General features: G+C 65.8%; 18 protein-coding genes and 1 pseudogene. 11 read left to right on the top strand and 8 right to left on the bottom strand.

The annotated features are described in order from the left end of the window. Positions 1–168 precede the first annotated feature (168 nt). Entirely contained in the window at positions 169–753 is a 585-nt protein-coding gene (locus DQ229_RS02515) for an HNH endonuclease (protein WP_114964700.1), read from the bottom strand. Positions 754–938: 185 nt separating this feature from the next. On the opposite strand from DQ229_RS02515, the gene DQ229_RS02510 reads away from it, so the two are divergent. Beyond that, a complete protein-coding gene (locus DQ229_RS02510) occupies positions 939–1,373 on the top strand; it encodes a VOC family protein (RefSeq protein WP_114964699.1) in 435 nt (144 codons plus the stop codon). Between the two features lie 118 nt (positions 1,374–1,491). Here the strand turns inward: DQ229_RS02510 and DQ229_RS02505 are convergent, their stop codons facing one another. Both DQ229_RS02505 and DQ229_RS02500 read right to left on the bottom strand, forming a co-directional pair. Further along, positions 1,492–4,062 (bottom strand): penicillin-binding protein 1A, encoded by a 2,571-nt coding sequence (locus DQ229_RS02505; protein WP_114964698.1) that lies wholly within the window; start codon positions 4,060–4,062, stop codon positions 1,492–1,494. 117 nt (positions 4,063–4,179) lie between these two features. Then, positions 4,180–5,451, bottom strand: a complete 1,272-nt coding sequence (locus tag DQ229_RS02500; protein ID WP_238380934.1) for an N-acetylmuramoyl-L-alanine amidase — start codon at positions 5,449–5,451, stop codon at positions 4,180–4,182. 177 nt (positions 5,452–5,628) lie between these two features. On the opposite strand from DQ229_RS02500, the gene DQ229_RS02495 reads away from it, so the two are divergent. After that, entirely contained in the window at positions 5,629–6,408 is a 780-nt protein-coding gene (locus DQ229_RS02495; protein ID WP_114964697.1) for a DsbA family protein, read from the top strand. 42 nt (positions 6,409–6,450) lie between these two features. Here the strand turns inward: DQ229_RS02495 and DQ229_RS02490 are convergent. Continuing rightward, positions 6,451–7,610 (bottom strand): annotated as a pseudogene (locus tag DQ229_RS02490) (DUF6456 domain-containing protein). Positions 7,611–7,818: 208 nt separating this feature from the next. On the opposite strand from DQ229_RS02490, the gene DQ229_RS16575 reads away from it, so the two are divergent. Then, on the top strand, positions 7,819–8,259 hold the full coding sequence (locus DQ229_RS16575) for a DUF6477 family protein (protein WP_202909495.1): 441 nt from the start codon (positions 7,819–7,821) through the stop codon (positions 8,257–8,259). Positions 8,260–8,294: 35 nt separating this feature from the next. On the opposite strand, the gene DQ229_RS02480 is transcribed toward DQ229_RS16575, so the two are convergent. Together DQ229_RS02480 and DQ229_RS02475 are read right to left on the bottom strand one after the other, a co-directional pair. Continuing rightward, positions 8,295–9,839 (bottom strand): trimethylamine methyltransferase family protein, encoded by a 1,545-nt coding sequence (locus DQ229_RS02480; protein WP_114964703.1) that lies wholly within the window; start codon positions 9,837–9,839, stop codon positions 8,295–8,297. A gap of 158 nt (positions 9,840–9,997) precedes the next feature. Then, positions 9,998–10,924: a LysR substrate-binding domain-containing protein gene (locus DQ229_RS02475; RefSeq protein WP_238380933.1), complete on the bottom strand. Its 927-nt coding sequence runs from the start codon at positions 10,922–10,924 to the stop codon at positions 9,998–10,000. A gap of 109 nt (positions 10,925–11,033) precedes the next feature. On the opposite strand from DQ229_RS02475, the gene DQ229_RS02470 reads away from it, so the two are divergent. The 3 genes from DQ229_RS02470 to DQ229_RS02465 all read left to right on the top strand — a co-directional run bounded on the left by DQ229_RS02470 (position 11,034) and on the right by DQ229_RS02465 (position 13,978). Then, a complete protein-coding gene (locus DQ229_RS02470; RefSeq protein ID WP_114964695.1) occupies positions 11,034–12,251 on the top strand; it encodes an acyl-CoA dehydrogenase in 1,218 nt (405 codons plus the stop codon). Positions 12,252–12,431: 180 nt separating this feature from the next. After that, the gene (locus DQ229_RS16215; RefSeq protein ID WP_155326422.1) at positions 12,432–13,106 is read left to right on the top strand and encodes a hypothetical protein; all 675 of its coding nucleotides are present in this window, start codon (positions 12,432–12,434) and stop codon (positions 13,104–13,106) included. After that, on the top strand, positions 13,064–13,978 hold the full coding sequence (locus DQ229_RS02465) for a glycosyltransferase family 2 protein (RefSeq protein ID WP_114964694.1): 915 nt from the start codon (positions 13,064–13,066) through the stop codon (positions 13,976–13,978). Before DQ229_RS16215 ends, DQ229_RS02465 begins: the two co-directional genes overlap by 43 nt. A 41-nt stretch (positions 13,979–14,019) precedes the next feature. On the opposite strand, the gene mfd is transcribed toward DQ229_RS02465, so the two are convergent. Together mfd and DQ229_RS02455 are read right to left on the bottom strand one after the other, a co-directional pair. After that, the gene (gene mfd / locus DQ229_RS02460) at positions 14,020–17,487 is read right to left on the bottom strand and encodes a transcription-repair coupling factor (protein WP_114964693.1); all 3,468 of its coding nucleotides are present in this window, start codon (positions 17,485–17,487) and stop codon (positions 14,020–14,022) included. A 47-nt stretch (positions 17,488–17,534) separates the two neighbouring features. Beyond that, a complete protein-coding gene (locus DQ229_RS02455) occupies positions 17,535–18,122 on the bottom strand; it encodes a component of SufBCD complex (RefSeq protein WP_338014140.1) in 588 nt (195 codons plus the stop codon). A gap of 66 nt (positions 18,123–18,188) precedes the next feature. On the opposite strand from DQ229_RS02455, the gene hemB reads away from it, so the two are divergent. The 5 genes from hemB to DQ229_RS02430 all read left to right on the top strand — a co-directional run. Next, a complete protein-coding gene (gene hemB / locus DQ229_RS02450) occupies positions 18,189–19,190 on the top strand; it encodes a porphobilinogen synthase (protein WP_114964701.1) in 1,002 nt (333 codons plus the stop codon). Between the two features lie 220 nt (positions 19,191–19,410). Next, positions 19,411–20,280 (top strand): SPOR domain-containing protein, encoded by an 870-nt coding sequence (locus DQ229_RS02445; protein ID WP_114964692.1) that lies wholly within the window; start codon positions 19,411–19,413, stop codon positions 20,278–20,280. A gap of 54 nt (positions 20,281–20,334) precedes the next feature. Beyond that, positions 20,335–21,504, top strand: a complete 1,170-nt coding sequence (locus tag DQ229_RS02440) for a D-alanyl-D-alanine carboxypeptidase family protein (RefSeq protein ID WP_114964691.1) — start codon at positions 20,335–20,337, stop codon at positions 21,502–21,504. 3 nt (positions 21,505–21,507) lie between these two features. Beyond that, on the top strand, positions 21,508–22,149 hold the full coding sequence (gene tmk, locus DQ229_RS02435; protein ID WP_114964690.1) for a dTMP kinase: 642 nt from the start codon (positions 21,508–21,510) through the stop codon (positions 22,147–22,149). Continuing rightward, the coding region (locus tag DQ229_RS02430; protein ID WP_114964689.1) for a DNA polymerase III subunit delta' at positions 22,146–23,018 on the top strand (873 nt) is incomplete at its 3' end. The genes tmk and DQ229_RS02430, both read left to right, overlap by 4 nt.

Raw genomic sequence — 23,018 nt, 5'->3', positions numbered from 1 at the left:
CCGCCCGCCCCCCAGGCGGGCGCATCCGCGCCCACCTCGGGCGAGCGCATGCCCTCTGGTCGGAGATGAATGAGTCCAATTCAACGCAACACGCTATAGCGAAATCCGCCGGGCGCCGCAATGGAGCCCGCGCCACCGCGTGCCGCACGCACATCGCCCGTCTGCCCCTCAGGCTTCGAGTTCGGCATCCCAGTAGAGAAAATCGAGCCAGCTTTCATGCAGGTGATTGGGGGGAAAGCGCCGCCCCTGGTTGCGCAGTTCTTCCGACGCGGGCGCGCGGGGCGCCTTGCGCAGGCGCAATCCCGAGGCCCGCAACGATTTCGACCCCTTGCGCAGGTTGCACGGCGCGCAGGCGGCCACCACGTTTTCCCAGCTTGTCCGCCCGCCACGGGCGCGGGGCACCACATGATCGAAGGTCAGATCGCCCGTGGCCCCGCAATACTGGCACGAGAAATTGTCGCGCAGGAAAAGATTGAAGCGCGTGAAGGCCACGCGCTTTAGCGGTTTCACATAATCCCTGAGCACCACCACCGAGGGTATCCGTATCCGGGTGCTGGGGCTGCGCACCTCCTGGTCATACTCGGCCAGGATCGTCACCCGGTCGAGCCAGGCGGCCTTGACCGCCTCCTGCCAGGGCCAGAGCGAGAGCGGATAATACGAAAGCGGCCGGTAATCGGCGTTGAGCACCAGCGCCGGAAACTGCCTGAGCGCGACCGGCTCGCGCACGAACTCCGTTCTGAAATCGCCATCCATCGTCGCGCCGCCCCGTCTGCATCACCGGGCCATCCCGGCCCCGGCACCGGCACGTCGCACCCTTGATGCGCGATCCGCACCGTGATTGACTATATATCGTCTTCGTCGGCTGGCAAGTTCTCAAGATGCGGTGATGTCACCGACGGGCCAAGCCTTGGCACATCACGATGACAGGCGGGTGACAGATGGACAAGCCGGGTTTCTCCCATATCCTCGAAGCGGCGATCTATGCCGAGGATCTCGACGCTGCCGAAGCTTTCTATGGCGGGCTTCTCGGGCTGGAGCGGATCGTGCGGGTGGGCGACCGGCATGTGTTCTTCCGGCTCGGCGCGGGCGTCGTGCTGGTGTTCAACCCCGCCCGAACCAGCGAGCCGCCGGGCAACCCGCGCCTGCCGGTGCCGCCCCACGGCGCGCGCGGGCCGGGGCATCTGTGCCTCGCCGCCGAAGGCCCCGACCTGGAGGCGTGGCGTGAAAGGCTTGTTGCCGCCGGGGTCGGGGTCGAGGCGGATTTCCGCTGGCCCAATGGCGCGCGCTCGATCTATTTCCGCGATCCGGCGGGCAATTCTATCGAGATAGCCGAACCGCATCTGTGGACGCCACAAGACCCGGGCGACCAGTAACGCGCGGCCCGTGCCCCGGCGCCGGCGTCACCGCCTCAGGCTGGTGACGGATGCCTTCGGCGAGGATATTTTATTCACAGTGAAGGGGCTGTGCCGCGGGTCGAGACCAGCGGAGGGTTCAGTAAAGCCCGCCGGAGCTGAGCGTGCCGAAATCGGCGCGGCCCTCGTCGCCTTCGGGGCTGTCTGCCGGGCCTTCGGCGGTGGGCGTGTCACCGTCTTCGGCGGTGGCGTCGCCCCCTTCGGGCGTGGTCGGCTCGCCCCGGTCGGGCATCTCGGTAAAGAGCGGCAGATTCTCCCCCATCGCGAAGCCGCCGTCGATGGTCGCGTCGGCGCCGAAAAGCGCCTCCTGCCCTTCCCGGAAATATTCGGCCACCACGTGGCTGCCGCGGGCATCGGCTGACAGCCTTTCGCCGGTGGTGCGGTCGATGTTGACGAAATAGCCGCCCGGCGGCACGGCGAACTCGGTGCCGCCATACCTGGCTACGGCCTCGCGCATGAACTCCTCGAACACCGGCGCGCACATCCCCCCGCCCGAAGCCCCCTGCCCCAGCGGGCTTGGCCGGTCATGGCCGATATAGCAACCCGCCGCGATATTGGAGGAAAAGCCCACGAACCAGACATCGCGGGCCTCGTTGGTGGTGCCGGTCTTGCCGGCGATGGGCACCGGAAGGTCTATCCGGCTGGCAGTGCCGCGTTGCACGACGCCCTCCAGCATCGATGTCAGCTGATAGGCGGTGACCGGGTCCATCACCCGCTCGCGCCAGGACGAGATGCGCGGCGCCTGCCCCGGCGCCAGCGCGTCGGCGTCGCAATCGAGGCATTCGCGCTGGTCGTGGCGATAGATGGTCTGGCCCCAGCGGTCCTGCACCCGATCCACCAGCGTGGGGATCACCCGCTGCCCGCCATTGGCGAACATCGCATAGGCCGCAACCATGTCGAGCAGCGTGGTCTCCTGCGCGCCCAGCGAATTGGCCAGGAACGGCTCCATCCGGTCATAGACGCCGAAGCGTTCGGCATAATCCGCCACCACCTCCATGCCCACCTCGCGGGCCAGGCGCACGGTCATCAGGTTGCGTGACAGCTCGATGCCCACGCGCACCGGGGTCGGGCCATAGAAGCGGTCGGAATAGTTCGACGGGCGCCAGATATCGGCGCCGATCTCCACCTCGATGGGGGCGTCGATCACGATGGTGGCGGGCGTGTAGCCCGAATCGAGCGCGGCAGCATAGACAAACGGCTTGAAGGCCGAGCCGGGCTGGCGCTGCGCCTGGGTCGCGCGGTTGAACACCGAATGCTGATAGGAAAAGCCGCCCTGCATCGCCAGCACGCGGCCCGAGTTCACATCCATCGCCATGAAGGCGCCCTGCACCTCGGGCACCTGACGGAGCGACCAGCGCTGGAAGCTGCCGTCGCTGTCGGAGGTCACCGCGCGCACATGCACCACATGGCCGGGTTCGAGATTGGAAAGCCCGCCGCGCGCCCAGTCCATATCGGAGGCGGTAACGTCGTGTGGCGCGTTCTCGTCGGCGGCGACACCCTCGATGCCCAGCCGGGCGCGGCCATCGCCAACCTCGAGCACCACTGCCGGATGCCAGCGGTTGCCCACGGTAATATCGCGCGCAAGCTGCATGCTGGCCAGTTCGGCGCGCCAGCTGTCCTCGTCGCGCAGCACATTCTCGGGCAGGCTTTCGCCGGTGCCGCGCCAGACGCCCCGGCTGCGGTCATAGCGTTCCAGCCCGCGTTGCAGCGCGACGGCGGCGACGGCCTGAAGGTCGGGATCGACCGTGGCGCGGATCGACAGCCCGCCGCCGAAGAATTCATCCTCGCCGAACGTGCCCGAAAGCTGGCGGCGGATTTCATCGGTGAAATAGTCGCGCGGCGGCAACCCCTCGCGGAAGGCGGGGTAATCGCCGCCCTGCACGCTGCGCAGGGGCTGGGCGCGCTCGTGCTCGAGCGTCTCGGCGTCGATATAGCCGTTCTCGTGCATCTGGCCCAACACCCAGTTGCGCCGCGCCAGCACGCGATCATGCGCGCGCACCGGGTGATAGTTGGACGGCGCCTGAGGCAGCGCGGCCAGGAAGGCCGCCTCATGCGGCGCAAGTTCGTCGAGCGTCTTGTTGAAATAGGTCTGCGCCGCAGCCACCACCCCGTAGGAGTTCTGCCCGAGAAAGATCTCGTTAAGGTAAAGCTCGAGGATGCGATCCTTCGACAGCACCTGCTCGATTCGGGTGGCGAGGATGATCTCCTTGATCTTGCGCTCGCCGGTGCGGTCGCCCGAGAGCAGGAAATTCTTCATGACCTGCTGGGTGATGGTCGAGGCCCCGCGCAGTGTCTGCCCCCGCGAGGCCACGGCCTCGTAGGCCGCCGCCGCGATCCCGCGCGCGTCAAAGCCCGAATGGCTGTAGAAATTCTTGTCCTCGGCCGAGATGAACGCCACCTTGACGATATCGGGAATGTCGCCGATCGGCGCGAACAGCCGCCGTTCCTGGGCGAACTCGTCCATGAGCACCCCCTCGCCCGAATAGATGCGGCTGATCGTGGGCGGCGAGTATTGCGCAAGCTGTTCGTGATTGGGCAACTCGCGCGCATACATCCAGAACACGCCGCCGATGGTCAGCGCGGCGAAGAACAGCCCCAGTGTGATCCAGCTGAACAGACCACCGAGAAAGGAAAGAAAAGCTCTGAGCACGCGCAACCCTCTTGTGCAGCCCGGACCTTATACGCGCGGTGCGCGGCGGGGTCAAAACCGCGCCGGGCCCCGCAGGCCGGATTCCGCCGCAAATTCCATCACATCCCGGCGAGCGGCTCAGCGCCGGCGCAGCGGCGCCTCGGCGGCATCCTCGTCCGCCCAGGCGCGCAGCGCAGAAACGATGCCCTGTGCCGCCGCAGCGCGCCATTCCGCATCGGTCAGGTTGGCCAGGTCCTGCGCATTCGACATGAAGCCCAGCTCGATCAGCACTGACGGGATGTCGGGCGCCTTGAGCACCGAGAACCCCGCCGCCTGCCGGGGTTTGCGGTGCATCCTGCCTACACTCTCCTGCAGTCCGGCCACCAGCGCCTCGGCCAGTTGGTCGGTGCGCGGGGTGGTTTCGGTCCGCGCCATCGAGATCAGCACATTGGCGATCAGGTCGTCCTGGGCGCTGAGATCGACCCCGGCCAGCAGGTCGGCGCGGTCGTGGCGCTCGGCCAGGGCGGCGGCGGCGGCGTCGGTCGCCTCTTCGGCAAGCGTATAGACAGTGGCCCCCGCAGCGCCGCCGCCGGGCAAGGCGTCGGCATGGAGCGACAGGAACACATCCGCACTGGCCTTGCGCGCCTGCCGCACCCGCGCCTCGAGCGAGACGAACACATCCTCGTCGCGGGTCAGCACCGCCGTGAAGCCACCGTCACGCAAGAGCGCCTCCTCGAGTTCGCGCGCGAAGGTCAGCATCAGCTCGGATTCGCGGTATCCGTCGCGTTCGGCGCCGGGGTCGATGCCCCCGTGGCCAGGGTCGAGCACCACGATCAGCGGCCCCTCCCCGCGCAGGCGCGGCGCCGGTAGCGGGCTCGCCTGACCACCGCCGAACAGCACATCTTCGGGTGCGGCGGCACTGGCGGCGAAGCTTTCGGCATCGGTGGGGGTCAGGCGCAGGGTCAGCAGGGCCGCGCCGGGGTGTCGCGCCATCAGGGCGGCGGTGTCCATCCCCGCCGATTGCAGCGCATAGGCACCATCGAGTTCCAGCACCATCCGCGACCAGCCCGGCTGCAACGCGCCAAAACGTAACGCGGGCACGCGCGCGGTGGGCCGCAGGGCGCCCGGCGGCAGGGCGCTGAAATCCACCTCGCGGAAGTCGATCACGAGGCGCGGCGGTTCAGTCAGATGATGCATGCGGTAAGGCACCGGCTGGCTGAGCGCGAGCGAAAACGCGATCCCGCCCCCGGCCGCATCCTCCAGCACGGATGCGCCGGGCAGCACATGCGCCAGCGCCGAAAACCCCTCGGCGCGGGCCGGGCCGGCGGCCAGCAGCAGCGCGGCCAGCGCGACAGCCGCCAGCTTTTGCAGCGCCCCGAAGACCTTCATGTCGATTGCCTGCCTGCCCATGGTGCCTGTTCATGCCCTGTTTTCCGGCAAGGATAGCGCAAACCCGGCGGGCCGAAAACGGCAAATCCCGCTACGCCGGGCCCATCGCAAGGACGTGACCGCGCGGCATCCGGCCTTGCCAATGGCGTGCCGTCTGCGATGGTATGCGCGACAGGAGCAGGCAAAGAGGATTGCGCAATGCGTTGGGGCCATACGGGTAGAGAAACGGTTTTCGGAGGCATCCTCGGGGCCGCGCTCGCGCTTGCGTTGGTCACGCCCGCCGCGGCATTCGACATTGGCGCGATGACCGATGCCGAGCGCGACGCCTTCCGCGCAGAGGTGCGTGATTTTCTGCTCGATGAGCCGCAAATCCTGCTGGAAGTGATCGACCGGCTGGAAAGCCGCCAGGCCGAAGCCCAGACCGCCAGTGACGAGACCCTGATCGCCACCAACGCGCAAGAGCTGTTCCACGACGATCATTCCTGGGTGGGTGGCAATCCCGAGGGCGATGTCACGCTGGTCGAGTTTGTCGATTACTCCTGCGGATTCTGCAAACGCGCCCACCCCGAGGTGATGGACCTGCTGGAACGTGACGGAAATATCCGCTTTGTCGTCAAGGAGTTCCCGATCCTCGGGCCGGAGTCGGAACAGGCCTCGCGCTTTGCCATCGCCGTTCTGCAAAGCGCGGGCGACGAGGCTTATGCCGCCGTGATGGACCGGCTGCTGGAGCTTGCCGGCCCGCCGGTGGCGGCGTCCCGCGCGCAGATCGCCCGTGACCTCGGCCTTGACCTGCCCGCGATCGAGGCGCGCATGGACAGCGCCGCCGTGAGCCGGGTGATCGACAGCAACCGCGCCCTCGCCGCGCGGCTGCAGATCAACGGCACCCCTACCTTCGTGACCGAAGTGCAGCTGGTGCGTGGCTTTCTGCCGCTGGAAGGGATGCAGCGCGTGATCGAGGCCGCGCGCGGCGACAGCTGACGCGGTCGGCGCGGTCGACGCGGGGCGCGCAGGCCCGCCGCGTCAGCCGATCAGCGGCAGGCGCGTGCCTGCGGCCTCCTGGTAATGGCGAGCAAGGCGCGTCAGCGCGATCCGCAACACGATCTTGCCCGAGCGCGCCGACCAGCCCATGCGCCGCTCGGTTGCCTCGAGCCCTTCCAGAAAACAGCAGCAGCGCAGTGCCACATCGCCCAGCCCCGGCCCCAGATCGTGCAGCGCGGCGGCCATGCGCGCACGGGCGTCCCGCACCCCCCTGGCCGGGCCATCGCCGGCAGCGAAATCGCTGCGGATGCCGCCGGTCAGGAAACCGTCCCAGTTCTGGGTCATCCTCGGCCCCAGTTGGGAAAGCTCGAAATCCTCGCGCAGGCGTTCGGCGGCGGCGACCTGTTCGGGCGACAGAAAGGCGTGCCCCTGCCGGTCGCGCCGCCGGGCCAGCATCGCGACGGGCGATTCCGCCATGTTGCAACGCAGCCGCTCGGCCACGCCTTCATGGGTGGCGTAGCTGCGCGGCTGGTAATCGCGGTGCTGGTCGGCAAAGGGCATGGGCGCCTCGGCGCAGCCTTGTGCGCCGCCGTCCTCGGCCAGCAGACGTTTGAGCGCGGCCCGCCCCATCGGCGTGATCGCATATGCGGACACCCGCCCCGAGCGGCGGCAGGCGATCCAGTCCTTGAGCGCGAAGGCGCGTGCCACGTCGCGCCCCACCACCGCCAGGCGGGTGTTCGCGCCATCCGGGGTTTCCCTGAGCACCACGGCCTTTTCCATTCCGGGCGCGACCGCCAGGATGGTGCCCGCCTCGCTCAGGCGACGCAGGATGCGCCGCGCCTCGCGCGTGATCGTCGCGCCATCGCAAATCTGCGCGGTATCGGTCTGCATTTGTGCCGTCATGTCCGAGTCATCCTTGTCTGGCTGGCCTGAACTGCCCGCCCCGGCCTGCGCCGCCCGCGGGCCGTCAGGCCCGGAAGCTGCGCGGCGCCGACCAAGGATGTCGAGCGCCTCGTCCACCAGCGGGTCATCGCGACGGCTCTCGTAACGGCGGACCCGGCGCAGCACGGTCGAGGGGTGGCAGCCCTGCGCGCGGGCCAGCGCCCTGAGCGGCACACCGCCTCGGTATGCCACAGATAGAGCCGCACGGCCTCGGGCACCCATCCCGGAAGTTTCTGGATTTCCCGGATATTTGCCGTCATGCCGCGCCCCTGATCGCTGCCTCGCAATGCGCACCGGATGGCACTGAAAGTGCGAAGCAATCGTTACCGGATAGTTAAAGAACCGTCGATCAGCGCATAATTGTCTCGATTTCCTAAACTGTTTTGAAACCTCCGCGCGCAGCGGCCGGACCAGGCGCAACACCCGCATAGGTTGTTTAATCTGCCCTGGAACAACCAAGGAGCCATCATGCCCTGCCTGCACAACAAGATCGCGAAACTGCGCCGCCCAAAGCTTCTGATTCGGGCCGCCCGCTTCGGGTTGGCCGAGTATCGCCGCACCCAGGTCCTGCAACGGCTGCACCTGACAAGCGCGGCAAATGGTCAGACCCCGCTGCAAGACGAGATCGTCGCGCGCCTGTTCGAGATGGAGGCGCACAGCGAGGCGCAGCGCCAATCAGGCGATCCGGCCTATCGTGTCGCGCGCCATGTCGAACTGATGATCGCGCTGATGGCCGAGGCCAGCCTTCTGGCCGCCCCGGAGGATCGCACCACGCGTCAACCTGGGGCCGCGCGCCCGGAGTACCCGCGCGCAGCAACCGCCACCCGCCGCCCCGCCAGCCGGGTTCACCCCCTGCCCCTACGCCTGCGCCCGCCCGCGCAGCCCCCGCTGCAAGAGGACTGCGCCTGAGACAGGCCAGTGTCAGGGCCGCCCGGCCCCTGTTTTCAGCCGAAGGCGTCGGGCATGGCCGCCTTGCGGCGGGTCACATACTCTTCCAGCGCCTCGCGCACGGCCGGGTCAAGCGTGGGCTCCTGATAATCGCGCAGCAGCCGCGCCACCCGTTCGGCGGCCAGCGCCTGGGTGTCGCGCGCGCCGGCTTCGTCCCATGTCTCGAAGGGTTTGTAATCCAGCAGGTCCGAGCGCCAGAAAGCGGACTTGAAATTGGCCTGGGTATGGGCACAGCCCAGGTAATGCCCACCGGGGCCGACTTCGCGGATGGCGTCCATCGCCTGGCCGTTCTCGCTCATGTCGATGCCGCGGGCAAGTTGGTGCAGCGCGCCAAGCTGGTCGGCATCAATGACGAATTTCTCATACGAGGCCACAAGCCCCCCTTCCAGCCAGCCACAGGCGTGCAGCATGAAATTCACCCCCGCCAGCAGCGCGACATTCAGGCTGTTGGCCGACTCGTATCCCGCCTGCGCATCCGGCAGCTTGGAGCCGCAAAACGCCCCGCCCGATCGGTAGGGCAGCCCCAGCCGCCGCGCCAGTTGCCCCGCGCCATAGGTGATCTGCGCGGCCTCGGGCGTCCCGAAGGTGGGCGCGCCCGAATTCATGTCGATCGAGGTGACAAAGGCGCCAAAGATCACCGGCGCGCCGGGGCGGATCAGCTGCGCATAGGCCACACCGGCCATCACCTCGGCCAGCACCTGCGTCAGCGTGCCCGCCACGCTGACCGGCGCCATCGCGCCGCCCACGATGAAGGGCGAGATGATGCAGGCCTGATTGGCCGCCGCATAGGTTTCCAGCGCGCCCATCATCACCCCGTCGAAGGTCAGGGGCGAGTTGATGTTGATCAGCGAGGTCATCACCGTGTTGGCCTGCACGAACTCCTCGCCGAACAGCAGGCTGGCCATCTCGACCGAATCCTGCGCGCGCGAAGGCTCCGTCACCGAGCCCATGAAGGGCTTGTCGCTCAGCGTCATATGCGCCAGCAGCATGTCGAGGTGCCGCTTGTTGACGGGGATATCGGTGGGCTCGCAGACCGTGCCGCCCGAATGGTGCAGCCATTTCGACATGTAGCCGAGCTTCACGAAATTGCGGAAATCCTCCATGGTGGCATAGCGCCGGCCGCCGGCCTGGTCGCGCACGAAGGGCGGGCCGTAAACCGGGGCCAGCACCAGGCCGCGCCCGCCGATCTCGACATTGCGCTCAGGGTTGCGGGCGTGTTGGGTGAATTGCCCGGGCGCGGTGGCGCAAAGCTTGCGCGCAAGGCCGCGCGGCAAGCGCACGCGTTCGCCCTGCACATCGGCCCCTGCCTCGCGCCAGCGATCCAGCGCGGCGGGGTTCTCGACAAAACTTACCCCGATTTCCTCAAGCAGGGTTTCGGCATTGGCCTCGATGATCTCGAGCGCCTCGACATCGAGAATTTCGAGATCGGGGATGTTGCGGGTGATGAACCGCGCGGTTTCCAGGATGACGGCCGTGCGTGCGGCCCTGCGTGCCGCGCCACCCCCGCCGCGTGCGCGGCGGCCTGTTGCGATGTCGTTCATTCGGATGACCTCCGCTGCGATCCCGGTCAAATCATGCGCAGATTGCAGCGGATTTCCCGCGCCTGCATGGCCCGATTGCGTCGCATGTGGTGCGAAACCGACATATCGCCTGTGCCATTGCAATTTCTGCCCCTGGCGCGCCATTCCCGCCTGTCGGGTCAGGCCCCGCGGCGCGGCCCATTGCCTGCGATTTCATCCACAAGCCAGGTCCGAAATGCGACCAGTGGCGGGTAGGAGGCGCGCGCGGCGGGCCAGGTCAGACGATAGGCGCCCACGCTTGTCACCGGCAGATCGAAAACCGGGGCCAGCCGCCCGGCCTGAACCTCGTCGCCGACCATGAAATCGGGCAACAGTGCCACGCCCAGACCGTGCATCGCCGCCTGCGCCATGGTGGCAAACTGGTCGAACATCACGCCGGCGGGTGGCGCGGCCTCGACCCCCTGCGCCGCGAACCAGCGCGCCCAGGCGCGCGGACGCGGCGCCATGTGCAAAAGCGGCGCGCGCACCAGATCGGCCGGTGCGGCGAGGACCAGCCGCTCTGCCAGGCCGGGCGCGGCGCAGGGGATCACGCGCTCCTCCATCAGGAACTGCGAATCGAGCCCCGCGCGCGGCTGGCGGCCGAAATCGATGGCGGCGTCGATCTGCTCGGTGTCGAAATCGAAGCGGTCCATCCGCGTGGTCAGGTTGACCGTGACCCCCGGATTCTGGTTCAGAAACTTCGCCAGCCGGGGCGCCAGCCAGCGGGTGCCGAAGGCCGGCAGCATCGCCAGCGTCAGCGCACCGCCCCCCGGATTGGTCGCAAGGTTCAGCGAGGCATTGCCGATCTGGCGCAGCCCGGCGCGGATTTCGCGGGCGTAGGCTTCGCCTTGGGGGGTCAGGGCGACACGCTGGCGGTCACGCTCGAACAGGGCCGCACCAAGTTGATCCTCCAGCGCGCGCACCTGCCGGCTGATCGCGCTTTGTGTTAGGTCGAGTTCCTGCGCCGCGCGGGTGAAACTGCCCAGCCGGGCGGCCGCCTCGAAGGCGCAAAGCTGGCTGAGCGAGGGCAGATAGCGGCGCGGCAGCATGTCATTCCCTTTTGTCATGACCTGGTGAGCATTTCCCGTTTTACCCAAGCCCGCCAAAGGGGCAGAATGCAACAGAAATGGCGGGCAGCGCGCCCAGTTGCCGATCTGATCGCAAAGGAAACACCCCATGACCAATTCACCGCTCAAAGCCAAGGACGCCCCCGACCTGGGCCGCTTTGACTGGGAAGACCCGCTGCGCCTGAACGACCAGTTGTCGGAAGAGGAGCGCATGATCCGCGACTCGGCCCGGTCTTACGCGCAGGACGCCCTCGCCCCGCGCGTGCTTGAAGCCTATCGCGAGGAAAAGACCGACCCGGCGATCTTTCGCGAGATGGGCGAGATGGGCCTTCTGGGCGTGACCCTGCCCGAGGCATACGGCGGCATCGGCGCGTCTTACGTGGCTTACGGCCTGGTCGCGCGCGAGATCGAGCGGGTGGATTCCGGCTATCGCTCGATGATGTCGGTTCAAAGCTCGCTGGTGATGTATCCGATCTTTGCCTATGGCAGCGAAGAACAGCGGCAGAAATATCTGCCCGGTCTGGCCTCGGGCGCGCTGATCGGCTGTTTCGGCCTGACCGAGCCCGATGCCGGATCGGACCCGGCCGGCATGAAGACCCGCGCCGAGAAAACCGCCAAGGGCTATCGGCTGACCGGCTCAAAGACCTGGATATCGAACAGCCCCTTTGCCGATGTTTTTGTGGTCTGGGCCAAGTCCGAGGCCCATGACGGCAAGATCCGCGGCTTCGTGCTGGAAAAAGGCATGAAAGGGCTTTCCGCGCCCAAGATCGAGGGCAAGCTGAGCTTGCGGGCCTCAACCACTGGCGAGATCGTCATGGATGGCGTCGAGGTCGGCGAAGATGCGCTTTTGCCCGGTGTCGAAGGCCTGAAAGGCCCGTTCGGATGCCTCAACCGCGCGCGCTATGGCATCGCCTGGGGGGTGATGGGCGCCGCCGAGTTTTGCTGGCACGCCGCGCGGCAATACGGGCTGGACCGGCAGCAGTTCCGCCGGCCCATCGCGCAGACCCAATTGTTCCAGAAGAAACTCGCCGACATGCAGACCGAGATCGCGCTGGGGCTGCAGGCCGCGCTGCAAGCGGGGCGGTTGATGGACGAGGCCCGCGCCGCGCCCGAGATCATCAGCCTGATCAAGCGCAACAATTGCGGCAAGGCGCTCGATGTGGCGCGGATGGCCCGCGACATGCACGGCGGCAACGGCATTTCCGAGGAATACCAGGTGATCCGCCACATGGTGAACCTTGAAACGGTGAACACCTATGAAGGCACCCATGACATCCACGCGCTGATCCTGGGCCGCGCGCAGACCGGATTGCAGGCGTTTTTCTGAAGGGTGTGGAAAAGCCTTGATGAGCAACGTAATCAGTATGAACCGAGGCGAAAAGCTAACCACTACGGCGATGCAACCGTTGACTCAAACTTGTCCTTGGTTGACCTCTTGCTGCAAGCCAGATAATCATAACTTTCCCCTGCCCAAGAAATTCTATTCCAAGCTCATGGCCACCTCAAAATGACCCAAGAAAAGTCACAAACTTCAGGAAGAAGTGTGAATATCCCTCTGAGTTTTCCAGATATGGAAGCTGAGAAGATTACTGAGCTGTTTTCCAAGAGCAACATTATTCTAGAATATGGAAGCGGCGGATCAACCTTGTTGGCCGGAAGACTGGGAAAGAAAATTTATTCTGTCGAAAGTGATCTCTCTTGGGCTGAAATGGTCCGAGGAGAAATTAAGAGAGAAAACTTAGAGAAAAATGTTGAAGTTCATTTTTCCAACATTGGAAAAGTTGGAAGTTGGGGCAAGCCCATTTCAAGTGATGCGTTTGAGATATATCACGAATACCCTTTGTCAATTTGGGAACGCACGACATTTAAACATCCAGATTTAATTTTAATTGATGGAAGATTTCGTGTGGCTTGCTTCGCAGCCGCAGTCATGAAGACAATGAAGCCGATAACTATCGTTATTGATGACTATTCATATCGCCCTAAATATCACATTGTTGAAAAACTAGCGGAGCCTATAGAAAAAGTTGGGCGCCTCGCTGTTTTCGAGATTGCTCCAAACCTTGATTATAGGCCCCACCTTCGATGGATGATTGGCGCATTCTCCCAGACGTCCTATGCAAAGGATAAGCCGTCACGGTGGGCGAAAATAAGAAAAATACTGCAAGGAGGGATGGGGTGAAAGCTAGCGTGATCATACCAAATTTTCGTGACTGGGAACGGTTAAGTATATGTCTTTCAAGGCTTGAAAGGCAAACTATTCCCGCAAAAGATTTCGAAATTATTGTTTCCAATAATGACCCTATAGAAAATCCCCCTGCTGAGTTAAGAATTCCAGATAATGCGCGTATAATTCCGGCGCCCACCCCGGGGTCGTACGCTGCACGCAACGCGGCCATTGAAATGGCGGTGGGTGATATACTTGCATTTACAGATGCAGACTGCGTTCCTTCAGTGAACTGGCTTGAAGAGGGTATTAAATTTTTTGATAGCAATCATAGTTTCCACCTGCTTGGAGGTGACGTTCGCCCTGTTTGTCGGGGAGCTAATCCTAGTGCGGTGGAGTTGTATGATCATATCTTTAATATAAACCAAAAAGATTATGTTATCAGTAATAATGTTGCGGCAACAGCTAATCTTTTTGCGCGTAGGAGCTTGGTTGATGAAATCGGTCCGTTCGACCCTCACAGAATGTCAGGTGGAGATTTTGAGTTTTGTAACAGGGCACATAAACATGGGTTTAAGATAGGTTTCTCTAAGGAAGCTTATGTAGAACATCCAATGAGAAGCAAGGTATCAGATGTTATTCTGAAGACTCGACGTACTTTCGGTGGAAAAATTTATCAGAAGCGAAAGAACGGTAGACGTTTTTTGATTCCTCCTTTTGATCGTATTGTTCCATCTGCGCGGGCTGCGCAGAAAATATTCCGCCGTTCCGATGTTAATCTTGTAACTGGCGTTAAAGTATATTCCATTCATTACCTTTCAAACCTTGCCAGATTTTACGAACATATCCGAATTACCGTTCTGAAAAAAGACTATGAGCGACGATAGAACACGAGAAGATTTCCAGACCCATTTCTCCACCCTGCCCATCAGGCCGTTTTCGCCTTTGCCGCCAGATCGCGCGCGATGGCATAGGCGCCCTTGATCTTGTCGGCCTCGCGCGCCCAGTCGCGGCGCACCACCACCTTGTTGTCGCGGATCTTCGCCAGGCCATTCTGATCTTGCAGAAACTCGACCAGTCCGGCGGGGTTGGCAAAACGGTCCTGATGGAAGGTGATCGTCGCGCCTTTGGGCCCGCCATCGAGCCGGGCAATGCCGGCGCGCTTGCAGGTGGCCTTGATCCGCACGATCAGAAGCAGCGTGTTCACCTCACGCGGGAGCGGGCCGAAACGGTCGATCAGCTCGGCGGCGAAGCCTTCCAGCTCCACCTTGGTGGTCAGCCCCGAAAGCCGCCGGTAAAGCCCCAGCCGCACATCCAGGTCGGGCACGTAATCCTCGGGGATCATCACCGGCACGCCCAGATTGATCTGCGGCGACCATTCGCCATCGCCGGCGCCCGGCTCGCCCAGATCGCCGGCTTTCAGCCGCGCGATGGTTTCTTCAAGCATCTGCTGGTAAAGCTCATAGCCGACCTCGCGGATATGGCCCGACTGTTCCTCGCCCAGGATGTTGCCGGCGCCGCGCAGGTCCATGTCCTGGCTGGCCAGCGTGAATCCCGCGCCCAGATTGTCGAGACTGCCCAGCAGCCGCAGCCGCCGCACCGCCTGCGGCGTGAGCGGCGCACGCGGTTTCGTGGTCAGGTAGCAATAGGCGCGCGTCTTGGCGCGCCCCACCCGGCCCCGGATCTGATACAGCTGCGCCAGCCCGAACATGTCGGCGCGATGGATGATCATGGTGTTGGCGGTGGGAATATCGAGCCCCGATTCCACGATGGTGGTGGCCAGCAGGACATCGAACTTGCCATCGTAGAAGGCATTCATGCGGTCATCCAGCTCGCTCGCCGCCATCTGGCCATGCGCCACCACATGGCGGATTTCCGGCACCTGCTCGCGCAGGAACTCCTCGATCTCGGGCAGGTCAGCCACGCGGGGCACCACGAAAAAGCTCTGCCCGCCGCGGTAGCGTTCGCGCAAGAGCGCCTCGCGGATGGTCACGGCGTCGAACTCGCTGACATAGGTGCGGATCGCCAGCCGGTCGATGGGCGGCGTGCCGATCAGGCTGAGGTCGCGCACCCCCGAAAGCGAAAGCTGCAGCGTGCGCGGGATCGGCGTTGCCGTCAGCGTGAGCACGTGAATGTCCGAGCGCATCTCCTTGAGCCGTTCCTTGTGGGAAACGCCGAAATGCTGTTCTTCATCAATGACCAGCAGGCCGAGGTTCCTGAACTTCACCCCCTTGGCCAGCAGCGCATGCGTGCCGATCACGATATCGACCGAGCCATCGGCCAGCCCGGCGCGGGTTTCCGCCGCCGCCTTGGCCGAGACGAAGCGCGACAGTTGACGCAGTTTCAGAGGAAAGCCGCGGAAGCGGTCGGAAAAGCTCTGGAAGTGCTGCCTTGCCAGCAGCGTCGTGGGGCAGATCACCGCCACCTGAACCCCGGCCATCGCCGCAACGAAAGCGGCGCGCATGGCAACCTCGGTCTTGCCGAAGCCGACGTCGCCCACCACCAGCCGGTCCATCGGGGTGCCGCGATCGAGATCGCCCAGCACATCGGCAATCGCGGCAAGCTGGTCGTCGGTCTCGGCCCAGGGGAAGCGCGCACAGAAGGCATCCCAGGCCCCATCCGGGGGGGTCAGCACCTGCGCGCTGCGCAGGTGGCGCTCGGCGGCGATGCGAATCAGCTTGTCGGCGATCTCGCGGATGCGCTGCTTCAGCCGGGCCTTGCGCGCCTGCCAGGCGCCGCCGCCCAGCTTGTCGAGCAGCCCTTCCTCATGGCCGAAACGGCTGAGCAGTTCGATATTCTCGACCGGCAGGTAAAGCCTGTCGCCGCCGGCATATTCCAGCGCGATGCATTCATGCGGCGCGCCCATGGCGGTGATGGTTTCCAGCCCGGTGTAGCGCCCCACCCCGTGATCGACATGCACCACCAGGTCGCCGGGCGAAAGCGCCTGCGCCTCGGTCAGGAAATTCTCGGCCCGCCGGCGCTTGCGCGGGGCGCGGATCAGCCGGTCGCCCAGCACGTCCTGTTCCGAGATCACCGCAAGCCCCGGCGCAGTAAAACCGTGCTCCAGCGGCCAGACCGTCAGAAAGACATCGCCCTTGCCGGATTCGGCCAACGCGCGGGCATCCTCGATCCTGCGGGTGCCGGAAAGCCCTTCATCCTCGAGCAGCCCGGCCAGACGCTCGCAGGCGCCGGCCGAATAGCTGGCAATGACGACATTTGCGCCCTTGCGCAAAACCTGAACATGATCCGACAGAACGCTGAATACATTCACGTGTTCCTGCTGCCGCTCAGGGGCGAAATCGCGCCCGATCCGCCCGCCTGCATCCAGCACGCCCGGCCCCGGCGGCTGCGGCAGAGGGCTGGCCGCCAGCACCCGGAGCGGCGCAAGTGCCCCGGCCCAGGCGGTATCGTCCAAATACAGCAATTCCGGCGGGCAGGGTTTGTAGATGGTATCGACCCGGCCCTTTGCGCTCATCGCCTCACGGCGCGCATCGTACTGATCGGCGATGGCCTCCCATCGGGCATTGCGGGCGGCGTCGATCTGGTCGTCCAGCATCACGCTGGCGCCGGGCAGGTAATCGAACAGCGTCTCCAGCCGCTCGTGGAAGAAGGGCAGCCAATGCTCCATCCCCTGATGCTTGCGCCCGGCGCTGACGGCCTCGTAAAGCGGATCGTCGCTGCCGGCGGCGCCGAACTCGGCGCGGTAATTCTGGCGAAAGCGGGCGATGGCCGCCTCATCGAGAATGACCTCGGAGACCGGCGCAAGCTCCACACGGTCAAGCCGCTCGGTGGTGCGCTGGCTGGCGGGGTCGAAGCGGCGCGCGCCGTCCAGCACATCGCCGAACAGGTCCAGCCGGATCGGCCCGGCCTGCCCCGGTGGATAGATGTCGATGATGCCGCCGCGAATGGCGTAATCGCCCGGCTCGGTCACAGTGGGCGCGGGCGAGAACCCCATCCGCACCAGAAAGGCGCGCAAGGCAGCCTCGTTGATGCGCGCACCGACCGTGGCGCGGAAGCTGGCCTCGCGCATCACCGCGCGCGCCGGCACACGCTGGCTGGCGGCATTGAGCGTGGTCAGCAGGATGATCGGCCCCGGCACCCCATGCGCCAGCGCCGCCAGCGCCGCCATCCGCGCGGCGGCGGTGCTGGCGTTGGGCGACACCCGGTCGAAGGGCAGGCAATCCCAGGCAGGAAAGCTGAACACCACCGCCTTTGGCGCGAAAAAGGCCAGCGCCGCGCGCATCTCCTCCAGCCGCTTGTCGTCGCGCGCGACATGCACCACGCACCCGGCGGGGCTGCGCGCCAGCTCGTTTGCCAGCAGTTGCGCGTCATAGCCTTCGGGGGCGCCGCCCAGAAGGATGCGCGCGGGTGGTCGGGATGTCGGGTTCTCGGGCATGGCGGCTGACCTACCCCGCCTGCCGGGGATGTCAACCGCTCGCGCGCTCAGCCGCTCAACGCGCTGACATTCATGTTCTGCCACATGCCCCACATCGCCGTGACGAAGATCGAGGCCATGCCGATCAGCTGCACCTTGAAACGGTGCCGGGCGAGGCAGCGGCAAAGCGCCTCGCCCGAAAGATCCTCGCGCGCGATGCGTGCGGCCAGGTTTGCCCCCATCAGCCCGATCAGGCTGGCCGGCGCCATCAGCAAAAAAAGCGCCTGCCCGAACCGGATACCGTAGAGGAACCCAAGCAGCCCCAACATCGTCAGGCCCGCGGTCACGAAGCCCACCAGCCATAGTCCGGAAACCTTCACCACATGCAGCCGCCGGTTCACGTTGACCCGCACGATATCGTCGAGATCGGCCATCGCCTGCCCGCCATGGCGCTGCGCGCGCGTGACCATGTCGAACGGCACCCCCATGATGAAATGGCTCAGCGACGACCACATCACCGCCACCACGATCCAGTACCAGACATTCGAGAAAGATCGCATGTCGATCAGCTCAATGACATTCTGGTACCAGACCACATCGCCCCCCACGAACTGCATTTCGGCGTCAAGATAGCGCCCCCCTGCCGGGATGCCCATACTTGTGATATCCCGCCACTCGTGGCACGCAACAGCAAAAGCCACAGCCCTGCCGAGGATTCCGCCATGCGTGCCACTGTCGCCCCCTTTCCCGCCGCCCGCCTGCGCCGCCTGCGCCGGAGCGCCGCGCTGCGCGACCTGGCGCAGGAGCACCGGCTTTCCGCGGCCGATCTGATCCTGCCCGTGTTTCTGCGCGCAGGCGAGAACCTGGCCGAGCCGATCCCCTCGATGCCCGGCGTGTCACGCCTGAGCCTCGACCGGCTGCTTGACGTCGCGCGCGCGGCCTTTGATCTGGGCATTCCGGCGATCTGTCTCTTTCCCTATACCGACCCCGAACTCAAGACGCCGGGCTGCGAAGAGGCCTGGAACCCCGACAACCTGACCAACCGCGCCATTCGCGCCCTCAAGGCCGAGTTGCCGGAGCTTGCGGTGATGACCGATATCGCGCTCGACCCCTATAACAGCGAGGGGCATGACGGGTTCGTGATCAATGGCGAGATCGTCAATGACGAGACGGTCGAGGCGCTGGTGCGCATGGCGCTGGCACAGGCCGAGGCCGGCGCCGACATCCTTGGCCCATCCGACATGATGGATGGCCGCATCGGTGCGATGCGCAACGCGCTGGAAGCCGCCGGGCACCGCGATGTGGCGATCCTGTCCTATTCGGCGAAATACGCCAGCGCCTTTTATGGCCCGTTTCGCGATGCGGTGGGTGCCAGCGGCGCGCTCAAGGGCGACAAGAAGACCTACCAGATGAACCCCGGCAACTCGGACGAGGCCCTGCGGCTGGTGGCGCGCGACCTGATGGAGGGTGCCGACATGGTCATGGTCAAGCCGGGGATGCCCTATCTCGATATCTGCCGCCGGGTGAAGGACGCCTTCGGCGTGCCGACCTTCGCCTACCAGGTCTCGGGCGAATACGCGATGATCCGCGGCGCCGCCGATCGCGGCTGGATCGACGGCGAAGCCGCGATGCTGGAAAGCCTGCTGGGATTCAAGCGCGCGGGCTGCGACGGGGTGCTGAGCTATTTCGCGCCGGATGCCGCGCGGCTGCTCGGCGGGCGCTGACCTGTCGCGGCGCGCCGACGCAAACGTGACCCGACCGGCGTGAGGCCGCGGCGGCTGCGGCCTTCCCATGCGGGCGTGCTGGCGGTAGACTGCGCGCGAATTGCTGGCGACAGCAAGGCTGCAAGGGCCGGAGAAATGGCCGGACCGGCCGGCAGGGCAGAAGATTGAGCAGTTGATTGGCCAGCACGGCGCATGAACCGTGCAACCAGAGGGGGCGGATATGACCAAGGCGGGAATCGGGCGGCTGGCCCTGTTTGGCGGAATTCTGCTGGCGCTGAGCGCCTGCGAGGACGGCGAATTCGCGCTGCCGTTCGGCGGTGGCGACGGCGCCGAGGGTGCGACCGCACAAGACGGCGCGCCCGGCTCGGTTCGCATGGTGGAGCGGGATGTGGAGGCGCCCGAGGTCTTTCAGGTCAGCGACCAGGGGCTGTGGGACGGCCGCCCCTCGCTGGGCGGGGTCTGGGTGGCACACCCTTCTGCGACCGACCCCGAGCGCGTCATCATCCGTAACGAAGCCAACGGCAGTTTCGTGATCGGCGCGCTATTCCGGCGCGAGCGCGAGCTGCCGGGGCCGCCCTTGCAGGTGTCGTCGGATGCGGCGGCGACGCTGGGAATGCTGGCCGGCCAGCCCGCGCAGCTCAACGTTACCGCGCTGCGCCGCGAGGAAACCCCGGAAGAGCCGCCCGCCCGGCCCGAGGCGGAAGGCGAGGCTCAGCAGGTTGCCGCCGCCGCCACCGCCGCCATCGAAAGCACCACGCTTGAGGCGCCGGGCGCCGGCGAATCCGCCCCGCAGGCCCGCCCCGCGAGCGCGCCGGCCGATGATGCCGCCCCGGCCACAGCTCCAGCCCCTTCCAGCCTGGACCGGCCCTATGTGCAGATCGGCATTTTCAGCGTGAAATCGAATGCCGAAGGCGCCGGCAACATGCTGCGGGGCGAGGGTATGGTGCCCACCCTGCGCGAAGAAGCCAGCCAGGGTGCGACCTTCTGGCGGGTTGTCGTGGGGCCTGCGCGCAACGCGTCAGAACGCGCGACCCTGCTTGAAAAGGTCAAGGCGCTTGGCTTTACCGATGCCTATGCCGTGCGGCGCTGATACCGGCGCCGCCGCACAGACCCGAGAGAACCTGCCGAGGAGACTTCCGCAGCCATGATCCAGAGTTTCCGTCGTCACCTGCCCGCCCTTGCGTTTGCCCTGGGCGCGGCCCTTGCGCTGCCATTGCCGGCAAGTGCGTTCGAGACCCGCGCGACGGCGGCCTATGTCGTCGATCACAATACCGGCACGGTGCTGCTTTCCAGGGATGCCGATGTGCCGCTTCCGCCCGCGTCTATGTCCAAGCTGATGACGCTGAACATGCTGTTCGAGGCCGTCGATGACGGACGCATCGACATGGACACCACCTTTACCGTCTCGAGCCGGGCGCGGCAGATGGGTGGCTCCAAGATGTTCGTCGACGAACGCGACCGCCCCACCGCCGAGGATCTGATCCGCGGCATCGCAGTGCTGTCGGGCAATGATGCCTCGGTCGTGGTGGCCGAGGGGCTGGCCGGATCGGAAGAGGCCTTTGCCCGCCTCGCCACCGAACGCGCCCGCGCCCTGGGCATGAACCAGACCACCATCGCCAATGCCTCGGGCTGGCCGCACCCCGAACACCGAATGAGCATGCGCGACCTGGCCATCCTGGCACAGCGGCTGATCGAAGAGTTTCCCGACTATTACCCCTACCTGTCCGAGCGGGAATTCACCTGGAACGACATCACCCAGAACAACCGGGTGCCGCTGCTGGATGCCGGGATCGGGCTGGACGGGCTCAAGACCGGGCACACATCGGAGGCGGGTTTCGGCCTGGTCGGATCGGCGCAGCAGGGGGCGCGGCGGGTGACGTTCGTCATTACCGGGCTGAACAGCGAGCGCGAGCGCGCCGAAGAGGCTGAGCGCCTGATCAACTGGGCCTTTCGCCAGTTCGTCGAGCGCAAGGTGCTCGACGCCGGGCAGCAGGTGGCCGAGGCCGATGTCTGGCTGGGCGAGGCGCCGCGGGTCGGGCTGGTCGCGGCCGAGGATGTGCGACTGCTCTTTCCGGCCTCGGCCCCCGACGCGCCCGCGGCCGAGGTGATCTATCAAGGCCCCATCCAGGCGCCGGTCACGCGCGGCCAGCAACTGGCCGAACTGGTGGTGCAACTGCCCGACCAACCCGAGCGACGCATCCCGCTGGTGGCGGAATCGGATGTTGCCGCCGGGGGGTTTGCGGTGCGCCTGCGCACGGCGGCACAGGTTCTGTTTCAGCGCATGATCGGCGCGGGCGCGGACGCGGGGGCCTGAGCGATGGCCGCGCGCGGGGTTTTCATAACCTTCGAGGGGATCGACGGCGTCGGAAAATCGACGCAGATCAAGCTTCTGGCCGAACGCCTGCGGTCAGACGGCCACGCGCCTTGCCTCACGCGCGAGCCGGGCGGCTCCACGGGGGCCGAGGAAATCCGCAACCTGCTGGTGCAGGGCGATCCGGGGCGCTGGTCGGGCGAAACCGAGTGTCTGCTTTTCACCGCCGCCCGGCGCGACCATCTTGAAAAGACCATCCTGCCCGCGCTTGAGGCCGGCAAGATCGTGCTGTGCGACCGCTTCGCCGATTCCACCCGTGTCTATCAGGGGCTGGCGCGGGGCGACTTGCGTGCGCTGGTCGACCGTCTGCACGCACAGTTCATCGGGCGCGAGCCGGACCTGACATTCATCCTCGACATGGCCCCCGAGGCAGCCTTGCATCGCGGGCTGGCGCGTGGCTCGGGCGAGGACCGTTTCGAGGAAATGGGCCTGCCCTTCCAGCACCGTCTGCGCGCCGGGTTCCAGGCCATCGCGCATGAGTATCCCGAACGCTGCCGCCTGATCGACGCCGCCCGCGCGCCAGAAATCATTGCCGCCGAGATCGCCGCGCTGACCGCCGCCTATATCGCCGCACAGGCCCCGGCATGAGCCGCGCCCCACGCGAAATCGAAGATCTGCCCGAACCCGACCGCGTCGAGGGCGCGCCGCATCCGCGCGAAACGCTTGCCCTTGTCGGGCAGGAGGCCGCCGAGGCCGCCTTTCTCGATGCGTTCAACAGCGGGCGGCAGCATCACGGCTGGCTGCTGACCGGGCCGCGCGGCGTGGGCAAGGCCACCCTGGCCTGGCGGATCGCGCGTTTCCTGCTGGCCACGCCTGAGTCGACAGGGGATGGCCTGTTCGGCGACGATGCCGCCCCGGCCAGCCTGGATGTGCCGGCCGATCACCCGGTGGTTCGCCGCGTGGCCGCGCTTTCCGAGCCACGCCTGCTGCTTTTGCGCCGCGCCTGGGATGACGAGCGCAAGCCTGCCCGGCTGAAAACCGTCATCACCGTCGAGGAAACCCGCCGCCTGCAAGGCTTTTTCGGGATGAGCGCGGCCGATGGCGGGCGCCGCGTGGTGATCGTCGATGCCGCCGACGAGATGAACCCGAACGCCGCCAACGCGCTGCTGAAGCTGCTCGAAGAGCCGCCCGCCGGCGCGACATTGCTGCTGGTCTGCCATCAGCCCGCGCGGCTCTTGCCGACGATCCGCTCGCGCTGTCGCGAGTTACGGCTGGGAACGCTTGACCCGGCCGCGATGGAAACCGCGCTGCGCGCCGCGCAGATCGAGCCGGGCGGCGACCCCGCTGCGTTGGCCGCGCTTTCCGGCGGCTCGGTGGGCGAGGCTATCCGGATGGCCAATCTCGACGGGCTCGCGCTTTATGCCCGGATGATCGCGCTGTTCTCGGATTTGCCGCGGCTTGACCGCACACAGGTGTTGCAGTTTGCCGAGCTGGCCGCCGGGCGCGGCAACGAGGAA

This window comes from Alkalilacustris brevis (assembly GCF_003350345.1).
GTDB classification, from domain to species: Bacteria; Pseudomonadota; Alphaproteobacteria; order Rhodobacterales; family Rhodobacteraceae; genus Alkalilacustris; species Alkalilacustris brevis.
Note: the sequence above shows the minus strand (reverse complement) of the source record. Positions and strands in the feature narration are given on the sequence as shown.